Genomic DNA, 17,949 nt, shown 5'->3' with positions numbered 1-17,949 from the left:
CCCGGCGGTCAGTCCGCCGAGGGCTCAGCCGCGCCGGGGGCGAGGAACCGGTCCCACACCTGGTTCGCCACGGACGCGAGCCGCTCGAGGTCGGCGTCGTTGACGATGACCACGTCCGCGACGGCGCGCCGCTGCTCGTCCGTGGCCTGGGCCGCGATCCGCGCCTCGGCGTCCGCGCGGCTCATGCCGCGGTCCTCCACCATCCGGCGCAGGCGCTCCTCGAGCGGGGCCTCCACCACGATCACGAGGTCGAACGCGTCCGCCTGCCCGGTCTCCACCAGCAGCGGCACGTCCTGGACCACGACGGCGTCCGGCCCGGCCTCGGCGACGATGCGCCGGGCCGCAGCCCGGATCCGGGGGTGCACGATGCGGTTCAGGCGCTGTCGGGCGCCCTCGTCCCCGAAGACGATGCGGGCCATCTCGACGCGGTCGAGCTCACCGTCCGCGGTGATGACGCGGTCCCCGAACTCGTCCTGGACGGCGGCCAGCCCGTCGGTGCCCTTCTCGAGGACCAGCCGGGCGAGGGCGTCCGAGTCCACCAGGAGCGCGCCACGCTCCTGCAGGACACGGGCCACCGCGGACTTGCCGGCGGCGATCCCGCCGGTCAGGCCCACATGGACGCGCGGCCGTTCGGCCACCGGGTCGGTCTCGGTCATACGCGCTCTCCTCGGGCGGCCTCGAGCTGAGGCTGGATCTTGGCCTCCCAGTATGCCCGGACGGCCTCCTGCAGGTCCTCGAGCGAGCCGTCGTTCTCGATCACGGTGTCCGCGATCTCGGCCCGCTCCTCGTCCGCCGCCTCCTCGTCGATGAAGGCCCAGGCCCGCTCGCGGGTCATGTCGTGGGACTCCATGAGCCGGGCGACGCGCACCTCGGCGGGAGCGGAGACGGCCAGCACCTGGTCGAAGTCGTGCTCGGAGCCGGTCTCGGCCAGCAGGGCCAGGTCGACCACCAGCACGGAGTCCTCGCCGATCTCGCGGGCCCGGCGGTTCGCCTCGTCGCGCACCGCCGGGGAGACGATCTCGTACATGCGCGTCCGGGCGGTCGAGCTCTCGGTGGTGAGCCGGTTGAGGGTGCGCGCGTCCAGGGTGCCGTCCGCGCGGACGATGTCGTCGCCGAAGACCGAGCGGAGCTCCTCGAGCACGGGGTTGCCGGGCACGAGGATCTCCCCCATCAGGTCGTCGAACTCCACGACGACGGCGCCCAGCCGCTCGAGCTCCGCGCCGACCTCGGTGCGGCCCGCGGCGATGCCGCCGGTCAGGCCGACGGTGACGAGGGCCTTGGCCGCGTCGATGCGCTGCTGGTGCCACGTCTTCGGGGTGTGCGTGTCGTTCTCCGGCTCGGTGCCGACCTCGAACTCGGGGCGGATCACGAAGTCCGAGACGTCCACGCCGTCCTCGGTGGCGCGGCGGCGGTACTCCTCGACCGGCAGCACCTGCTTCCACTGGCGGGTCCGCATGGGCCGCGCGGCACCCGCGTCCTCGCGCAGGGCCTGCAGCAGCAGTGCGGCCTGCGTGACGGTGATGAGCAGGATGGGCAGGCCGATCACGATGATGACCTCCTGCAGCGCCGCCAGGCCGTTCTCGCCCGCGGTGAGGATGATGGCCGCGCAGACCGCGCCGATGGACACGGCCCAGAACACGGACTGGCGGCGGGGCGCCGCATCCTCGTGGCCGTTGGCCATCGCGTCCATCACGAGCGCACCCGAGTCGATCGAGGTGATGAAGAACAGCGTGATGACCACGAGCGCCACGACCGCGGCCACCGTGTAGAGCGGCATGCCCTGCAGGTGCTGGAACAGGGCGGCCTGGACGTTGCCGTCGGTGACGATCGTCTGCGTGAGGTCGCCGCCCTGGCCCGGCGCCGGCGCGGTGGCGCGGTCCGACTGGAACGCGGAGTAGCCGTAGATGCCCATCCAGATGATGACGAACGCCGTGGGCAGGCCCAGGCCGGCCACGATGAAGGAGCGGATGGTGCGGCCGCGCGAGATGCGGGCGAAGAACATCCCCACGAAGGGCGCCCACGTGACGGTCCAGGCCCAGTAGAAGACGGTCCAGTCACCGGACCACTGGCCCGAGTTGTACGTGTCGTTGTAGGTGGAGAGCACGGGCAGCATGGAGGCGTACTCGCCGATCGCCTGCACGGTGCCGCGGATGACGTCCATGCTGGAGACGGCCCACATCAGGACGTACACGAGCAGGGCGATCGCCAGCAGGATGTTGGCGTAGGACAGCCGCTTGACGCCCTTGTCCATGCCGACCAGCACGGAGGCCGTGCCCACGGCGGTGACGACGGCCAGGATGAGCGCCTGGACCCAGCCGGCCACGGGGGTGCCCAGCACGTAGTTCATGCCCGCGTTGATCTGCAGGGCGCCCAGGCCCACGGACACGCCGAGGCCGAACACGGTGGAGACCACGGCGATGATGTCGATCGTCTTGCCGATGGGGCCGTGGATGCGATCGCCGAGGAGGGGCTGGAAGGCGGAGGACACGCGCGGGGGCAGCTTGCGCTTGTACGTGAAGTAGCCGAAGCACAGGCCCGGGACGAGCAGGATCGCCCACATGTGGATGCCGAAGTGGAAGTTCGCGATCGCCATGGCCTCCGAGGCCGCGCGGTCGGAGAACGGCTCCGTCCCCGCCATGGGCGGGTTGGCGTAGTGGTTCATCGGCTCCGCGATGCCCCAGAACATCAGCACCGCGCCGACGCCGGCGGCGAACATCATGCCGAACCAGGTCAGGCCGGAGTACTCCGGCACCGCGTCGTCGTCGCCGAGCTTGACCCGGCCGTACCGGGTCACGGCGAGGATGAACAGGAACGCCACCAGCAGGGTCAGGCTGAGGGTGTAGATCCAGCCGACGTCGTAGCGCAGCCAGCTCGAGACCACGCCGAAGGCCGCCTGGACCGGGCCAGGGAACAGGCCCATCGCGGCGGTGAAGAGCACGACCGCGGCGGCCGAGCCGAAGAAGATCGCCGGACTCGTGCGGAGCCCCAACGTGTCGTGCAGGCGAGTGAGCGGGGAAGTCATGAGTCTCCCGGGACAGGGTCGTGGGAGGCCCGCGGCGGCACGCGTGCACGCTCACCGGTGGGCCGGTGCCGGGTGGCACGGTCGCCCACTGTACCGAAGCTCACGTCCGGGCTCGACGGCGTGCCCGTCCTCGGCCAGCCCCTAGGGTGGGGTCATGCCCGATCCCGCCCCCGCCCCGACCGCGCGCTGCACGGTCCTGCCGGCGTCCGCCCGCGACCCCGACGGCTGGCTGGAACGGGAGGTGGAGACCCGCCGCAGCCGCTTCCTCACCTACCTCGGGCGCGTCGATGACGAGGCGCAGGCCCGCGAGATGGTCGCCGTCCTGCGGCGCCGGCACCACGACGCGCGGCACGTGTGCAGCGCGTTCGTCCTCGGCCCCGCCCGGGACCGGATGCGTTCCAGCGACGACGGCGAGCCCGCCGGCACGGCCGGCGTCCCCATGCTCGAGGCCCTCGTCCAGCGCGAGACCGCGCCGGGGCGGACCGACCTGACGGACGTGTGCGCCGTCGTCGTGCGCTGGTTCGGGGGGATCAAGCTGGGCGCCGGGGGCCTGGTGCGCGCCTACTCGGACTCGGTGTCCGGGGCGCTCGACGCCGCCCCGCTGCGCACCCGCTCCCGGCTGGCCCTGCTCGCGGTGGAGGCGCCCCACACCGACGCCGGCCGGTGGGAGAACGAGCTGCGCGCGGCGGGCGTGTCGGTGCTGGAGGCGAGCTACGGCGCCGCGGCGGTACGCCTGACGGTCGGCGTGCCGGACACCGAGGAGGCCCGCGCGGCGTTCGCGGAGCGGCTCGCGGACGTCACGGCTGGCGCGGGGCGTGCGGAACGGATCGGAGAGGACTGGGTGGACCATGAGTGAGCCGCTGCCCCGGGGGGTCACCCCCGATGTCGCCCACGGCGGGCTGCCGGACGACCTCACCGCGGGCGTGGACTTCGCGGCGCTGGATCGGTGGCCGCTGCCGCCCGAGCCCGACCGCCAGGCCCACGACGCGGCGGACCTGCTCCTGCTCGACACCCTGGCCGGGTGGATCGCGAGCGGGCACGTCCCCGGCCCGGTGGCCGTCCTGGAGGACCGACACGGCGCCCTGACCCTGCCCCTGCTCACGGCCGGCCACGACGTGCGGGTCCACCAGGACGACGCCTCCGCCGAGCGCTCGCTGGACGCGAACCTCGCCGCGTGGCGCGCCACTGGTCGCCTCGGCGGGGAGGCGGGCGAGCTCGAGCGGTCGGCCACGCCCGAGGACGCGGCCCGGGGCGCCCGGACGGTCCTGCTGCCGCTGCCCCGCTCGCTCGACGAGCTCGACCGGCTGTCCCGGATCGTGGCGGCCGCGGCCGACCCCGGCGTGGTCCTGCTGGCCGGCGGCCGCGACAAGCACATGAGCCCGCGCATGAACGCGGTGCTCGGCGCGGCCTTCGAGGACGTCGTCGCCGGACGGGGCCGCCGCAAGGCGCGCGTGCTCACGGCCCGGGGCCCGCGTCCCGGCGTGACCCCCCGGCCACCGGAGGAGGCCGACCGCGACGTCCCCGGCGTGGGGAGCCTGCACCTGGTAGCCCACGCCGGCGCCTTCGGCGGAGCCGCCGCCGACCCGGGCTCCCGTCTGCTGCTCGCCTCGCTCGCCGACGACCCGCGCCCGCCCGGGCGCGTCGTGGACCTGGGCTGCGGCAACGGGCTGCTCTCGGTCGGGGCGGCGCGGCTGTGGCCGCACGTCACCGTGCTGGCCACCGACCAGTCCGCCGTGGCGGTGGCCTCGACGCTGGCCACGGCCCGCGCGAACCGCGTGGCGGACCGCGTCCGGGCCGTGCGCGACGACGCCCTGGCCACGTGGCCGGACGGGACGGAGGAGTGCGTTCTCCTGAATCCCCCGTTCCACGACGGCAACGCCGTGGACCCCTCCGTGGCCCACCGGCTGGTGGCGGCCGCGGCGCGGGTGCTGCAGCCGGGCGGCCGGCTGTGGTGCGTCTGGAACTCTCACCTGCGGTACCGGCCGGTGCTGGAGGACCTCGTCGGGCCGACGCGGCAGACGGCGCGCGACCGCACGTTCACCGTGACGGTCTCCGAGCGCCGCTGAGCGCGGCCGTCGGGTCCCGTCCGCTCCCCCACGGCCAGCCCCCCGGGACGCGACGACGCCCCGCCCCTCCGGAGGGAGGGACGGGGCGTCGGGTGCTCGGCGCGGGCCGTCAGGGACGGTCACGCACCGCGGCGATCAGTTGCCGGTGAGCTTCTCGCGCAGGGCGGCGAGGGCCTCGTCGGAGGCCAGGGTGCCTCCGTCCGAGGACGGGGCCTCGGAGGAGTAGGACGAGCCGCCCAGGCCCGCACCGGCGTCGGCGCCGGCGGTGGCCTCCTCCTGGAGGGATCGGCGCACCTGCTCCTTGTGGGCCTCCCAGCGGGCCTGAGCGTCGGCGTACTGCTGCTCCCAGGCGGCGCGCTCGGTCTCGAAGCCCTCCATCCACTCGTTGGTCTCGACGTCGAAGCCCTCGGGGTACTTGTAGTTGCCCTCCTCGTCGTACTCCGCGGCCATGCCGTAGAGCGCCGGGTCGAACTCGGTGCCCTCGGGGTCCACGCCCTCGTTGGCCTGCTTGAGGGACAGGGAGATGCGGCGACGCTCGAGGTCGATGTCGATGACCTTGACGAACAGCTCGTCGTTGACCGACACGACCTGCTCGGCGGTGTCGATGTGGCGCGAGGCCAGCTCCGAGATGTGCACGAGGCCCTCGATGCCGTCCTCCACGCGGACGAACGCACCGAACGGCACGAGCTTGGTGACCTTGCCCGGCACGACCTGGCCGAGGGCGTGGGTGCGGGCGAAGAGCTGCCACGGGTCCTCCTGGGTCGCCTTCAGCGACAGGGAGACACGCTCGCGGTCCATGTCCACCTCGAGGACCTCGACGGTGACCTCCTGGCCCACCTCGACGACCTCGGACGGGTGGTCGATGTGCTTCCAGGACAGCTCGGAGACGTGCACGAGGCCGTCCACGCCGCCCAGGTCCACGAAGGCGCCGAAGTTGACGATGGAGGACACGGTGCCGTTGCGGACCTGGCCCTTCTCCAGCTTGTGGAGGAAGTTGGAGCGGACCTCGGACTGGGTCTGCTCGAGCCAGGCGCGGCGGGACAGGACCACGTTGTTGCGGTTCTTGTCCAGCTCGATGATCTTCGCCTCGAGCTTCTGGCCGATGTAGGGGGCCAGGTCGCGCACGCGGCGCATCTCCACGAGGGAGGCCGGGAGGAAGCCGCGCAGGCCGATGTCGAGGATGAGGCCGCCCTTGACCACCTCGATGACGGTGCCCTCGACGACGCCGTCCTCCTCCTTGATCTTCTCGATGTCGCCCCAGGCGCGCTCGTACTGGGCGCGCTTCTTCGAGAGGATCAGGCGACCCTCCTTGTCCTCCTTGGTGAGGACCAGGGCCTCGACGGTGTCGCCCACGGCCACGACCTCGTCCGGGTCCACGTCGTGCTTGATGGACAGCTCGCGGGACGGGATGACGCCCTCGGTCTTGTAGCCGATGTCGAGCAGGACCTCGTCGCGGTCCACCTTGACGACGGTGCCCTCGACGAGGTCGCCATCGTTGAAGTACTTGATGGTCGCGTCGATGGCGGCGAGCAGGTCCTCGGCAGAGCCGATGTCGTTGATGGCGACCTGCGGGGCGTTGGAAGTGGTGGTCATGTAGGAGGGACTCCGTTGGGATCGGGGGTCACGTCGGGATCGATGCCGCCGGTGGGCGGCATCCGGGCACCAGAGGGGCCCCACCCGGCGTGGGTCGTGATGGACATGTATCAAATGCGCACGAATGTGCTCGTCCAGCGTATCAGAAGCCGACGAGGGTGTGCAGGGGTCGGCTGGGTCGCACAAGCCCGTCGAACGCCTCCGCCGCGCCGGCCCGCAGCTCCGCCACGACACCGGCCTCCGCCAGCACCGCGGCGCCGGCCCCGCGGGAGTGCCCGCCGAGCCAGAGCGCGGAGAACCGGGCCGCGTCGAGCCGGAGTCCCGCGCCCAGGCCCACGGCGTCGGCCGCGGGGCCCAACCGCTCGGCGGCGCCGCGCCCCTGGCGGACGGTGAGCCGCCACGTCCCGTCGATCGCGCCGAGCGCGTCCTCGACGGCGACGACGACCTCCCCGTCGCCCGCCCAGCCACGGGCCGCCATGGCGGCGGGCAGGTTCAGGACCCGCAGGTACAGGTCGTCGGAGCCGCGGTGCCGACTCACCCGCCGCTCGTCGACGAAGAGCGCCTCGAGCCAACCGGGCTCGGGCGCGCGGCCCCACTCGATCCGCTCGACCAGGTCCAGTCGGGCCAGGTGGTGGACGAGCCCGCGCCGCGCGTCGGCGGTCGCCGCGAGGAACGCGGTGACGGTGATCGTGGGCGGCTCCTTCTCCCAGCCCTCGAACCGATACAGCGCGACGCCCTGGACCCGCCCGTCGTCGTCGCGGTGGACCGCCGCGTACAGCCCCGAGCCGCGCCCCTCGTTCCGACTCGCCTCGCGGTCCTCCCAGCGAGGCACGCTGAACGAGGTCCGCTGGACCGAGCCCGGGGTGGCCGGCAGCACCCGCCCGTACAGCTCGTCGACGAGGCCGGGCATCTCCCGCGGCTCCTCGACCGTGACCCGCCCGCCGGCCGGGGCACCCGTGAGCGCGGGGGCGCCCGAGACGTCGATCCGCACGGCGTGCCACCGGGTGGCGGCCCCGAAGCCGAAGCGGCCGTAGATGGCGGCCTCGGTCGCGGTCAGGGCGGCCGCGCACAGGCCGGCGTCGCGGGCGTCCGCGAGGGACCTGAGCATCATGGCCCGCAGCACGCCGCGCCGGCGGGCGTCCGGCGAGACGGTCACGTCGGTGATCAGCCACGCGTCGACGGCGCGGCCGGGCCACGTGGTCAACGGCTGCACGAAGTCCTCGAAGGTGGCGGCGGGGCGGCGGGCCGCCGGGTCCTCCCCCGGCGCGTAGACGCCGAGCCGGCGCCGTCCGTCGGCCGCGTGGGCCTCGAGCTGCTGGCGGAGCGCGGCGCCCGTGGGCACCGTCTCGTAGAAGCCCCGTTCGACCGCGGCCGCGAAGTGCGATGCGGCGGGGTCCTCGGGGCCGAGGACCCCGAGGTCGCGCAGCGCGAGGCCGTGCTCGCCGAGCCGGGCCTCGGCGGCGTCGGCCAGCCGCCGCAGCGACGGACCCTCCGGTGTGTCAGTGTGCGGCGTCATGCCAGCTCCTTCCCCGGCCGACGTGCACGTCGAGCGGCACGGAGAGCTCGGCCGCCCGGCCCATCCGCTCCTTCAGGAGCGCCGTGGCCTGCTCGAGCTCGGCGGCCGGGACCTCGAGGATGAGCTCGTCATGGACCTGCAGCAGCAGCCGCGAGGCCAGCCCGTGCTCCTCGAGGCCGGCCTGCACATCGAGCATCGCGCGCTTGATGATGTCCGCGGCCGAGCCCTGGATGGGGGCGTTGAGCGCGGCGCGCTCGGCCATGTCCCGCAGCTGACGGTTGTCCGAGCTGAGGTCCGGCAGGTAGCGGCGGCGCCCCTCGATCGTCGAGGTGTACCCGTCCTGCCGGGCCTGCGCGACGACGTCGCGCAGGTAGTCGCGCACGCCGCCGAAGCGGTCGAAGTAGCCCTTCATGAGGCCGCGCGCCTCATCCACCGAGATCTTCAGCTGCTTGGACAGCCCGAAGGAGGACAGCCCGTAGGCCAGGCCGTAGCTCATCGCCTTCACCTTGGCACGCTGCTCGGCGGTGACGTCGTCCGGGTCCACGCCGAACACCTGCGAGCCGACGAACGAGTGCAGGTCCTCGCCCTCGCGGAAGGCCTGGATCAGCCCCTCGTCCTCGGACAGGTGCGCCATGATGCGCATCTCGATCTGGGAGTAGTCGGCCGAGAGCAGCACGGCCTGCTCGCCGGCCACCTCGTCCGCCACGAACACCTCACGGATGCGGCGGCCCGCCTCGGTGCGCACCGGGATGTTCTGGAGGTTCGGGTGCAGCGAGGACAGCCGGCCCGTGGCGGCGGCGGTCTGCGAGTAGGTGGTGTGGATGCGGCCGTCCGGGGCGACGGTCTCGAGCAGCCCCTCCACGGTCTGCCGGAGCTTCGTGGCGTCACGGTGGGCCATCAGGTTCTCGAGGAACGGGTGCCGGGTCTGCTCGAGCAGGTCCTGCAGCGAGTCCACGTCCGTGGAGTAGCCGGTCTTCGTCTTGCGCGTGCGCGGCATGTTGAGCCGCTCGAACAGCACCTCCTGCAGCTGCTTGGGCGAGCCGAGGTTGACCTGCATCCCGCCGGTCTCCTCCGCGACGGACGCCCACGCGGACTCCTTGGCGGCGTCGGCGGCGTCGGTGAAGTCCTCGCGCAGGCCGGTCAGGGCGTCGACGTCGACGGCGATGCCGGTCAGCTCCATCCGGGCGAGCAGCCGCGAGAGCGGGATCTCGAGCTCTTGCAGCAGCCGCTGGGCCCCGCGGTCGAGCACCTGGGGCGTGAACTGGGTGGAGAGACGGCGCACCACCCAGGCGGCCCGCACGGCGTCCGCGGCGCGGTCCGCGCGTTCGGCGGCGGCCTGCCCGCCGTCGAGGTCGAACGTTCCCTGCGCCCGCTGCTGCGCGGGCTCGCGCGGGGCGGTGAGGGGGGTGTGCAGATGCGCCTCCGCCAGCGCCTCGAGCGAGGTGTCCCGCCGGTCCGGCTGGATCAGGTAGGCCGAAAGCAGCACGTCGTCCACCACGCCATCCAGGGCCGCGTCCCGGCCGAGCCCGTCCCCCTCGGTGGGCGCGGCCAGCGCCTTGAGCGTGCGCTTGAGGTCGTGCACGGCCTTGGCGAGTCCGCCCTCGCCGAGGGCCTCGCGCACGGCGCCGACCAGCGCCGGGTCCGGGGCGTCGCCGTCGAGGCTCACGTGCAGGCCCGCGTGCTCGCCCACCAGCGCGACGCCGACGGGCGTGCCGAACGTGCCGGGCACGGGCACCTTGCGGCGGGGCAGCAGGGCCGGGCCCTCGACGTCCACGTGGACGCCGAGCAGGTTGCCGGCCTCGGCGGCGAGGAAGGCACGCACGTCCTCGGCCGTCGTCGCCTCGGTGAACTCCGGGGCGGCCTCGACCTCGGGGGGCGGCGCGTCCTCGCCCACCCGCTCACCGAACACCTCGAACACGCGCTCCCGGATGCGGTTGAACTGCAACGCGTCGAACAGCTCCTCCACGGGCTCGCGCTCCGGCATCTCGAGCCGCATCGCCTCGAGCCCGATCGGCAGGTCGAGGTCGCGCACGAGGGCGTTGAGGCGGCGGTTGCGGCGCACGTCCTCGAGATGCTCGCGCAGCGCCTCCCCCTTCTTGCCCGTGATCTCGTGCGCGTGCGCGAGCACGCCGTCGAGGTCCCCGTACTGCTTCAGCCACTTCGCGGCGAACCCGGGGCCGACGCCGGGCACTCCGGGCAGGTTGTCCGCGGCCTCGCCGACGAGGGCCGCGAGCTCGGGGTACTGGGCGGGGGCGACCCCGTACTTGGCCATGACGGCGTCCGCATCCATCGGCGGGATGTCGGAGACGCCCTTCTTGGGGTAGAGCACGGTGGTGCGCTCGGAGATGAGCTGGAACGCGTCCCGGTCACCGGAGACGACGACGGCCTCCCACCCCGCCTCCTCGGCGCGCGCGGACAGTGTGGCCACGATGTCGTCGGCCTCGTAGCCCTCCAGCGTGAGCGTGGGGATGCCCAGGGCCTCCATGACCTTCACGGTCAGCTCGATCTGGCCCGCGAACTCCGCGGGCGTCTCGGAGCGGCCGGCCTTGTACTCCCCGTACTCCTCGGAGCGGAACGTGGGCCCGGAGAGGTCGAACGCCACGGCCACGTGCGTGGGCCGCTGCTGCCGGATCATGGTCAGGAGCATGGCGGTGAAGCCATACACGGCGTTCGTGTGCTGGCCCGTGTCCGTGGCGAAGTTCTCGGCGGGCAGCGCGTAGAACGCGCGGAACGCCATCGAGTGCCCGTCCAGGACCAGCAGCCGCTGTGGGGCCTCTGGGGTCGGATCTGCCGCCATGGGTGCTCACGTCTCCTCTCGGCGCGCGGCGCGGGGCGCACCGGTCGCGTGTGCCAGCCTAGTGCTCATGAGTGAGCACACCGCGACCACCCCCGCCGCCTCCGACCGCGTGTACCGCCCCGGCGTCACCCCCGAGCTGAGCCCCGCCGAGCTGGCGGCGGCCTGCGCCGAGGCCGGTCTGACGCCCGAGCTCGTCGCCGCGCTCGGCGGCGCGGCGATCAGCCCCCTGGCCCAGAAGATGGGCCTGCGCTTCCTCGAGCTCACGGCCGAGCGCGCCGTCGCCACCCTGCCCGTGGCAGGCAACGAGCAGCCCGTCGGGCTGCTGCACGGCGGCGCCCACCTCGTCCTCGCCGAGTCCCTGGGCTCGATGGCCGCGAAGATCCACGCCGGGCCGGACCGCAACGTCGTCGGGGTCGAGATCAGCGCCACGCACCACCGGGCCGTCCGCTCGGGCCTCGTGACCGGCACCGCGACCGCCGTCCACCTGGGCGGCACCCTCGTCACCCATGAGGTGGTGATGACGGACGAGCAGGGCCGGCGGCTCTCGACCGTGCGCATGACGAACATGCTCCTCGACGCGCGCTGAGGCACGCCGCCCGGGCGGGCCGGCCCGTGCCTCAGTCCATGTCCGGAAGGCGCGGGGCCGCTCGGCCACCCTCGCGGCCGGGGGTATCCTCGGCGAGCTCGTCGTAGTGCCCCGGATTCATGGGCACCCCAGTGAGGTAGGCCGAGCGGCCCAGGGCCATGGTGGCCACCGAGGCCGAGCCCAGCTGCAGCACCACGATCAGGGCCACCTTCACGAACGCGGCCACCCCCGGGGCCAGTAGCAGGGCGCCCACCACGATCAGGATCATCCCGACGCCGCCGGCGGTGCCCACGGCGGAGACGCGGGTGTAAGGGTCGGGGAACCGGATCAGACCGAGTCCCGCGGTGACGAACGCAAGGGCTCCGATCACCACGAGCACGGAGCCGGCGGCGGTCAGGACGACGTCCACGGGTGCGACCTCCTCAACGCTTGCCGCGCGTGAGCGCGCGGGCCAGGGACATGCCGGACAGGAAGGCCACGACCGCGGCGATCAGGACCAAGTCGAACGTCCACGGGTTGTCCGCCCGGACGCCGAACAGCACGAGCATCCCGAGCACGCTGAACGTGAGCAGGTCGCCCGAGACCGCGCGGTCCGCGTCGAGCGGGCCCACCACGATCCGGTACGCGGACACGAGCGCCGACACGGTCAGCAGCGCGATGGCCAGGTCGATCCCCACCAGGGACCAGTCGTAGGCGAAGGGCATCATGCCACCCCCGTCTTCCGCATCGCGTGGAGCATGCGCGCCTCCATGTCGTGGATCTCCGCGCGGAGGGCGTCGGCGTCGTCAGCGTACAGGCCGTGCACGTAGAGCAGGCGCCGCGCGTCCGGGTCACCGTCCTCGTCACCGACGGCGCCGGCACGCCGGGTGCCCAGCGTCAACGTGCCGGGCGTCAGGGTGATCAGCGCCGAGAGCAGGGTGACCTCGGCGTCCGTGCGGCAGTTGCTGCGCACGCGGGCGATGCCCGAGCGCGCCTGGACGCCGGGGGTGACGAGGTCCTTGATGACCGCCTTCGAAGAGGTCACCAGGGCCCACGCGTACCAGCACCAGAACACGAGCCACCGCCAAGGCCAGGACACGGCGGAGGCCGTGCCGGGCGCCAGGTCGACGGTCCCGTCGGCGGGGGCGACGGTGTGCATGGGGGCGTCTCCTTCCGGAGGCTGCGGGAGTGCGGTGCTCATGGGTTGAGCACCGCCTCGATGTACCTGCTGGGGTCCATCAGGCCCTGAGCCGCGAGGTCGGTGACGGTCCACAGGGCCTGACCGCCGAGCCCGAGGGCGAGGGTGGCCATAGCTAGGACGACGGCGGGGGCGGCCAGCCGGCCTGGGATGCGGGAGCGCGTGACGTCCTCGTCCGGATCCACGGTCACCGGCAGCACGCCCGTGGGCGGATCGAGGGTCTCCTGCGAGGCCCACGACTCGGTGCGCTCGTGGTCGGTGCTCGAGCCGCGGCCGGAGGGCGACGGCACGGAGCCCGCCCGGCCCACGATGGGCATGGCCGCGGTGGCCAGGCGCTCGCGGTGCCCGTGTGGGGCCGTCGGAGCGCCCCAGAACCAGGCGTCCCACACCCGCAGCAGAGCCCACAGGCTCACCAGGGAGGCGCCCAGCACCAGCGCAGCGGTGACACCGCGGCCGGCGTCCAGGCCGGCGCTGACGAGCATGAGCTTGCCCACGAACCCGGAGAAGGGCGGGATGCCGACCAGGGAGAGCAGGCCCACGAAGAAGGCGACGGCGATCAGCGGCTCGCGCCGGGCCAGGCCCTGCAGGTCCGCGAGACGGCCGGTGCCGTAGCGCACCTCGATCGCGCCGGCGGCCATCAGGAGGCAGCCCATCGCCACCATGTGGTGCACGAGGTAGAACAGGCCCGCCGCGAGACCCAGGCGCGTGGAGAGCCCGAGTCCGACGAGGATGCCGCCGATGCCGCTCACCATCTGCCACGACAACACGGCGCGCACACCGTGCTCACCGACCGAGGCGAGCGCACCCACCACGAGGGTGGCGAGGGACAGGACCAGGATGAGCGGCAGCAGACGCGCATCGCCGTCGTACATGACGGAGTAGATCCGGTAGAGCCCGTACACGGCGACCTTGGTGTGCAGGGCGGCGAAGAGGGCCGTCACCGCCGGGGAGGTCGAGGAGTACGCCCAGGCCAGCCAGCCGTGCAGCGGGGCCACCGAGGCCTTGATGGACAGTGCGAACAGCACCATGCCCGCGGCGATCGCGATGCGTGGGTCCGCCGCGGCGGACCCGGCGAGCATCGCGAGGTTCACCGAGCCGGTCAGCCCGTAGACGAAGCCGACGCCGACCAGGAGGATCGTGGAGGTTAGCAGGTTGAGGGTGACGTACAGCCGCGCCCCGTCCACTCGGCGCAGGGGCTCACGGCGGTTGGCGGAGAGGACGTAGAGGCCGTAGCTGGGCACCAACATGACCTCGATGAACACGAACAGGTTGAACAGGTCCGCCGTCAGCAGGGCGCCGTTGACTCCGCCGATGAGGATCAGGAGCAGCGGGGCGAAGAACTGGGAGTTAGCGACGCGGGAGCCGTAGGCGAACGCCGCGCCCACGATCGTGAGGGCGCTCGTGAGCACGAGCATCAGGGCGGACAGCATGTCCGCTGCGAAGCCGATCCCGATGCCCCCGGGCCAGCCGCCCAGCGAGGTGGCGAGCACGGACCCGTCGAGGGCGTGGACGCCCAGGGCCAGCCCGCCGGTGGTGACGAGTCCGAGCACCGCGAACAGGACTGCCCGGTGGAGGCGGGGACGCTCCCCCGCCAGCACGAGCAGACCGGCGGACAGCAGCGGGACGGCGGCGAAGAGGGGCAGCAGCTGGCCCAGCGGGACGGCGCTCATCGACGCACCTCCGGGCCCTGGCCGGCGTAGTGCTGCGCGATCCGGCCGGCCGCGGCGTGCCGCTCCTCGCGCGGGAAGCGTGCGTCGGCGGCGGCCTGCTCCAGGGAGTCGCGGGTCTCCCCCGGCGAGGCCACCGCGTCGTCCGCGCGCCCGGTGACGGCCAGCGCGAGCAGCAGCACGGTGATCGCGAAGGCGATCACGATAGCGGTCAGGACGAAGGCCTGCGGCAGGGCATCGGCCTGCACCTCGACGTCTGAGGTCCCCGCGAAGGGCAGCCCGCGGCGGTCGGTGCCGCCCGCGGCGATGATGGCCAGGTTGGCGGCGTGGCCCAGCAGGACCATGCCGAGGATCACGCGCAGCAGCTCGCGCTTGGAGAACAGGTAGAACGCGCCGAAGGTCAGAAGTCCCACGGTAAGGGCGACGGTCATCGGGTGACCTCCTCTCGTGCAGTCGTGGTGGTCGGGGCCGAGGGATCGGAGGACGGGGCCGCCGGCGCGACGCCGGGGTCACGGCTCGAGGCGCGGAGCGGGTCCTCACCCGGCCGCTCGGGGCCGAGCAGGGAGAACGCGGCCACGATCAGGCCGATCACGGCCAGGTACACGCCCATGTCGAACGCGAGCGTGGTGGAGAGCCCGTAGTCCAGGACCTTCACTCCCGCGGCTCCGAGGAAGCCCTTGCCGGTGAGGTAACCGACGATCCCCGTCGCGGTGCCGACGGCGATGCCCGAGCCGATGAAGGCCAGGTACGGCCACCGCAACTCCGGGGCCGTGTCCGAGTCGGCGGCCAGGTAGAGCAGGGCGTAGCCGGCACCGGCGACCAGTGCGGCGATGAAGCCGCCGCCGGGCTCGTAGTGCCCGCGCAGCAGCAGGAACGCGGACAGCAGGATGATCAGCACGCCGAAGACACGGCCGAACACCCGGATGTGGACGAGGTTCTCGCGCACGTGGGCGAGTGGGGAGCGCATGTCCACGGCGGAGGGCTGTGGAGGCGTCGGCCGACGGTTGAGCAACAGGGCCGCGATGGTCAGCGCCGTCGCCCCGAGCACGGTCATCTCGCCCCACGTGTCCACGGCGCGGAAGTCCACGAGGATCACGTTCACCACGTTGGTCCCCCCAGCCTGGGCATAGCTCTGGGTCAGGTAGAAGTGGGCGATCTCCGACATGCTGGAGCGGCCGGTGAACGCGAGCACGCCCAGGGTCGCGGCGACGCCGGCGACGGAGGCGGCGAGGACCGCCTGCATCCTGCGCGGGGTCGGCTCGTCGCTGAAGCGGGCGGGCAGGCGGCGCAGCAGCAGCACCATGACGCACACCGTGAGCACCTCGACCATCAGCTGGGTCAGGGCCACGTCCACGGCGCCGAGGGTGAGGAACCACAGGGTCATGCCGAACCCTACGACGCCGACCACCACCATGGCGGCGATGCGCGTCTTGGCGCGGATGGTGGCGATCACGCCGGCACCCACCAGGACGACCAGCACCCAGTCGTGCCAGCGCGAGGGCTGGCCGACGACGGCAGGCAAATCCTCGATCGTGGCGACACCGGCCACGGCGAGGAGCCCCAGGACCAGGGCGGGGATGAGGAGGTGGGGGCGGGGAGCCAGGGTGCCGGAGGCGCGCGAGACGACCGCGCCGACGCCGATCAGCCGGTGCCGAACCTCGTCCACCGCATCCAGGGCGGAGAACGGCAGGGCGGCGTGGGAGGCCACGCGCTCCACCGGGCGGCGCAAGGCCACCAGCAGCAGACCGAGCACGATGATGGCGGCGGAGACGAGCAGGGCCGTGTTCACGCCGTGCCACAGCGCCAGGTGCGCGTGCACCTCCGCGCCGGAGGCGGCCTCGGCCGCGTAGGAGACGGGGGTGTCCAGCACACCGGGCAGCAGGCCCAGGGCCACGCCCGCGGCCGCGGCCAGCACGGGCACGCCCCAGAAGGTGGCAGAAGCCTCGTGGACCTCGTCCTCCCGGCCGGTCGGCCACGAATGGGCGGCCCCGTCCGGGCTTGGACCCCAGAGGCCCAGGGCGCCGAGCACGAGACGGCCGGAGTAGGCCACGGTGAACACGGAGGTCAGGGCGATGCCGGCGGTGACGAGGACGGGGAGCCATGCGGGACCGGGGGTCCCGAGAGCGGCCTCGACCAGGCCCTCCTTGGAGATGAAGCCGAACAGCGGCGGGATGCCCGCCATCGACAGGGCGGCGACGGCGATCGCCGTGCCGGTGACCGGCATGCGCACGTGGCGGGCCGCGAGCTCTCGCAGGTCGCGGGTGCCGGCCTCGTGGTCGACCACGCCGATCAGCATGAACAGCGCCGACTTGAACAGCGCGTGCGCCACGGTGTGCACGATCGCCGCGGTAAGCGCGACGGGGGTGCCGATGCCGATGGCGGTCACCAGCAGGCCCAACTGGCTCATCGTGGAGTAGGCCAGCAGACCCTTGAGGTCGTGGCGACGGATCGCGGAGACGGCGCCCAGCAGGGCCGTGATGAGGCCCGAGCCGATCAACAGCGCGGACCACACCGGGTTCCCGGCCAGGACCGGGCTGAACACCAGCAGCAGGAAGATGCCGGCCTTGACCATCGCCGCGGCGTGCAGGTAGGCGGAGACCGGGGAGATGGCCACCATGGAGTCCGGCAGCCACGCCTGGAACGGGAACTGGGCGGACTTGGTGAACGCGGCCACCGCCAGCAGGACGGCGACCGTGGTGGTGAAGCCCGCCTCGGACCACACGTCCGAGGCCAACACCCCGGACAGCGAGGCAGTGCCGGTCCGCACGGCCATGAGGGCGACGGCGGCCAGCAGCGCGAGGCCGCCGCCCACGGTCACGAGCAGGGTCCGGATCGCGGGGTCGCGGGCATGGTCCCCCGAGCGCCCGATGAGGAAGAAGGAGGTGAAGGAGGTGAACTCCCACGCGACGAAGAGGACCACGATGTTGTCGGCGAGCACCAGCAGCAGCATCGACGCCGCGAACGCGGTCATCAGCAGGTAGAAGGAGCCGGGTCGGCTCTCCGTGCGGTCCCGACTGAGGTACCGGCTGGAGTAGGCGAGGATCGCGGCGCCGATGACGAGGACGATCATGGCGAACACCAGGGCCAGGCCGTTCAGCCGGAGGTCGAGGTCCACCCCGACCGCGGGGATCCACGGATGGTGCTCCGTCCGGACGTCGCCCGTCCACGCCGCGATCAGCACGCCGGCCGCGGCCAGCAGGGGTGCGGCCAGGACCCAGCCCGCGTCCCTGCCCAGCGCCCGGGAGGCCGGGACGGCCGCCACCACCGAGAGGAGGGTCAGCAGGAGGCTGGTCAGGAGCACAGGACACCACTCATCTCGGGTCGATCGGTCACGGACACGGCGCCCACGGCGGGTGGCCGCGCGCCGACGGTGCCCGAAGTGGGACTCGAACCCACACGCCTCTCGGCACCGCATTTTGAGTGCGGCGTGTCTACCGATTCCACCATTCGGGCAGTGCCGCCCGGAGGCGGGACTCGATCACCCTATCAGCGCCCCGACCCGGCGTCCCCGGCCTTCCGGCGGGG

General features: G+C 73.0%; 14 protein-coding genes and 1 tRNA gene. 3 read left to right on the top strand and 12 right to left on the bottom strand.

Going from position 1 to position 17,949, the window contains the following annotated elements; genetic code table 11:
• Positions 1 to 8 precede the first annotated feature (8 nt).
• Both coaE (ACFI33_RS05715) and coaE (ACFI33_RS05710) read right to left on the bottom strand, forming a co-directional pair.
• A complete protein-coding gene (gene coaE, locus ACFI33_RS05715) occupies positions 9 to 656 on the bottom strand; it encodes a dephospho-CoA kinase (protein WP_036315330.1) in 648 nt (215 codons plus the stop codon).
• Positions 653 to 3,022 carry a dephospho-CoA kinase gene (coaE, locus tag ACFI33_RS05710; RefSeq protein WP_036338611.1) on the bottom strand — a complete coding sequence of 790 codons (2,370 nt, stop codon included), beginning with the start codon at positions 3,020 to 3,022 and terminating at the stop codon, positions 653 to 655. Before coaE (ACFI33_RS05710) ends, coaE (ACFI33_RS05715) begins: the two co-directional genes overlap by 4 nt.
• 154 nt (positions 3,023 to 3,176) lie before the next feature.
• Here coaE (ACFI33_RS05710) and ACFI33_RS05705 point away from each other — a divergent pair, with 154 nt between their 5' ends.
• Together ACFI33_RS05705 and ACFI33_RS05700 are read left to right on the top strand one after the other, a co-directional pair.
• A complete protein-coding gene (locus tag ACFI33_RS05705; protein ID WP_036338614.1) occupies positions 3,177 to 3,878 on the top strand; it encodes an IMPACT family protein in 702 nt (233 codons plus the stop codon).
• A complete protein-coding gene (locus ACFI33_RS05700; RefSeq protein ID WP_235188161.1) occupies positions 3,871 to 5,088 on the top strand; it encodes a class I SAM-dependent methyltransferase in 1,218 nt (405 codons plus the stop codon). The genes ACFI33_RS05705 and ACFI33_RS05700 overlap by 8 nt, the downstream gene beginning before the upstream one ends.
• A 135-nt stretch (positions 5,089 to 5,223) precedes the next feature.
• On the opposite strand, the gene rpsA is transcribed toward ACFI33_RS05700, so the two are convergent.
• From rpsA to polA, 3 genes are all read right to left on the bottom strand, one after another.
• Positions 5,224 to 6,681 carry a 30S ribosomal protein S1 gene (rpsA, locus tag ACFI33_RS05695; protein ID WP_036315338.1) on the bottom strand — a complete coding sequence of 486 codons (1,458 nt, stop codon included), beginning with the start codon at positions 6,679 to 6,681 and terminating at the stop codon, positions 5,224 to 5,226.
• Between the two features lie 142 nt (positions 6,682 to 6,823).
• Positions 6,824 to 8,197, bottom strand: coding sequence for a GNAT family N-acetyltransferase (locus tag ACFI33_RS05690; RefSeq protein ID WP_036338617.1), 1,374 nt, complete (start codon positions 8,195 to 8,197; stop codon positions 6,824 to 6,826).
• On the bottom strand, positions 8,181 to 10,994 hold the full coding sequence (gene polA / locus ACFI33_RS05685) for a DNA polymerase I (protein ID WP_095346668.1): 2,814 nt from the start codon (positions 10,992 to 10,994) through the stop codon (positions 8,181 to 8,183). Before polA ends, ACFI33_RS05690 begins: the two co-directional genes overlap by 17 nt.
• Positions 10,995 to 11,061: 67 nt before the next feature.
• Between polA and ACFI33_RS05680 the strand changes: the two genes are divergently transcribed.
• Entirely contained in the window at positions 11,062 to 11,580 is a 519-nt protein-coding gene (locus ACFI33_RS05680) for a PaaI family thioesterase (protein ID WP_010078745.1), read from the top strand.
• A gap of 31 nt (positions 11,581 to 11,611) precedes the next feature.
• Here ACFI33_RS05680 and ACFI33_RS05675 read toward each other — a convergent pair whose 3' ends face one another.
• From ACFI33_RS05675 to ACFI33_RS05645, 7 genes are all read right to left on the bottom strand, one after another.
• Positions 11,612 to 11,989 (bottom strand): cation:proton antiporter, encoded by a 378-nt coding sequence (locus tag ACFI33_RS05675; protein ID WP_010078746.1) that lies wholly within the window; start codon positions 11,987 to 11,989, stop codon positions 11,612 to 11,614.
• Positions 11,990 to 12,002: 13 nt separating this feature from the next.
• Positions 12,003 to 12,287 (bottom strand): monovalent cation/H+ antiporter complex subunit F, encoded by a 285-nt coding sequence (locus ACFI33_RS05670; RefSeq protein ID WP_010078747.1) that lies wholly within the window; start codon positions 12,285 to 12,287, stop codon positions 12,003 to 12,005.
• The gene (locus tag ACFI33_RS05665; RefSeq protein ID WP_010078748.1) at positions 12,284 to 12,718 is read right to left on the bottom strand and encodes a Na+/H+ antiporter subunit E; all 435 of its coding nucleotides are present in this window, start codon (positions 12,716 to 12,718) and stop codon (positions 12,284 to 12,286) included. The genes ACFI33_RS05670 and ACFI33_RS05665 overlap by 4 nt, the downstream gene beginning before the upstream one ends.
• 38 nt (positions 12,719 to 12,756) lie before the next feature.
• Positions 12,757 to 14,427, bottom strand: coding sequence for a monovalent cation/H+ antiporter subunit D family protein (locus ACFI33_RS05660; protein ID WP_010078749.1), 1,671 nt, complete (start codon positions 14,425 to 14,427; stop codon positions 12,757 to 12,759).
• Positions 14,424 to 14,855, bottom strand: a complete 432-nt coding sequence (locus ACFI33_RS05655) for a cation:proton antiporter subunit C (RefSeq protein WP_010078750.1) — start codon at positions 14,853 to 14,855, stop codon at positions 14,424 to 14,426. The genes ACFI33_RS05660 and ACFI33_RS05655 overlap by 4 nt, the downstream gene beginning before the upstream one ends.
• Positions 14,852 to 17,725: a DUF4040 family protein gene (locus ACFI33_RS05650; protein ID WP_036338623.1), complete on the bottom strand. Its 2,874-nt coding sequence runs from the start codon at positions 17,723 to 17,725 to the stop codon at positions 14,852 to 14,854. Before ACFI33_RS05650 ends, ACFI33_RS05655 begins: the two co-directional genes overlap by 4 nt.
• A 70-nt stretch (positions 17,726 to 17,795) precedes the next feature.
• Positions 17,796 to 17,877 (bottom strand) — tRNA-Leu (locus tag ACFI33_RS05645).
• Positions 17,878 to 17,949 lie beyond the last annotated feature (72 nt).

It is taken from the genome of Micrococcus sp. PSi08 (assembly GCF_054960655.1).
Note: the sequence above shows the minus strand (reverse complement) of the source record. Positions and strands in the feature narration are given on the sequence as shown.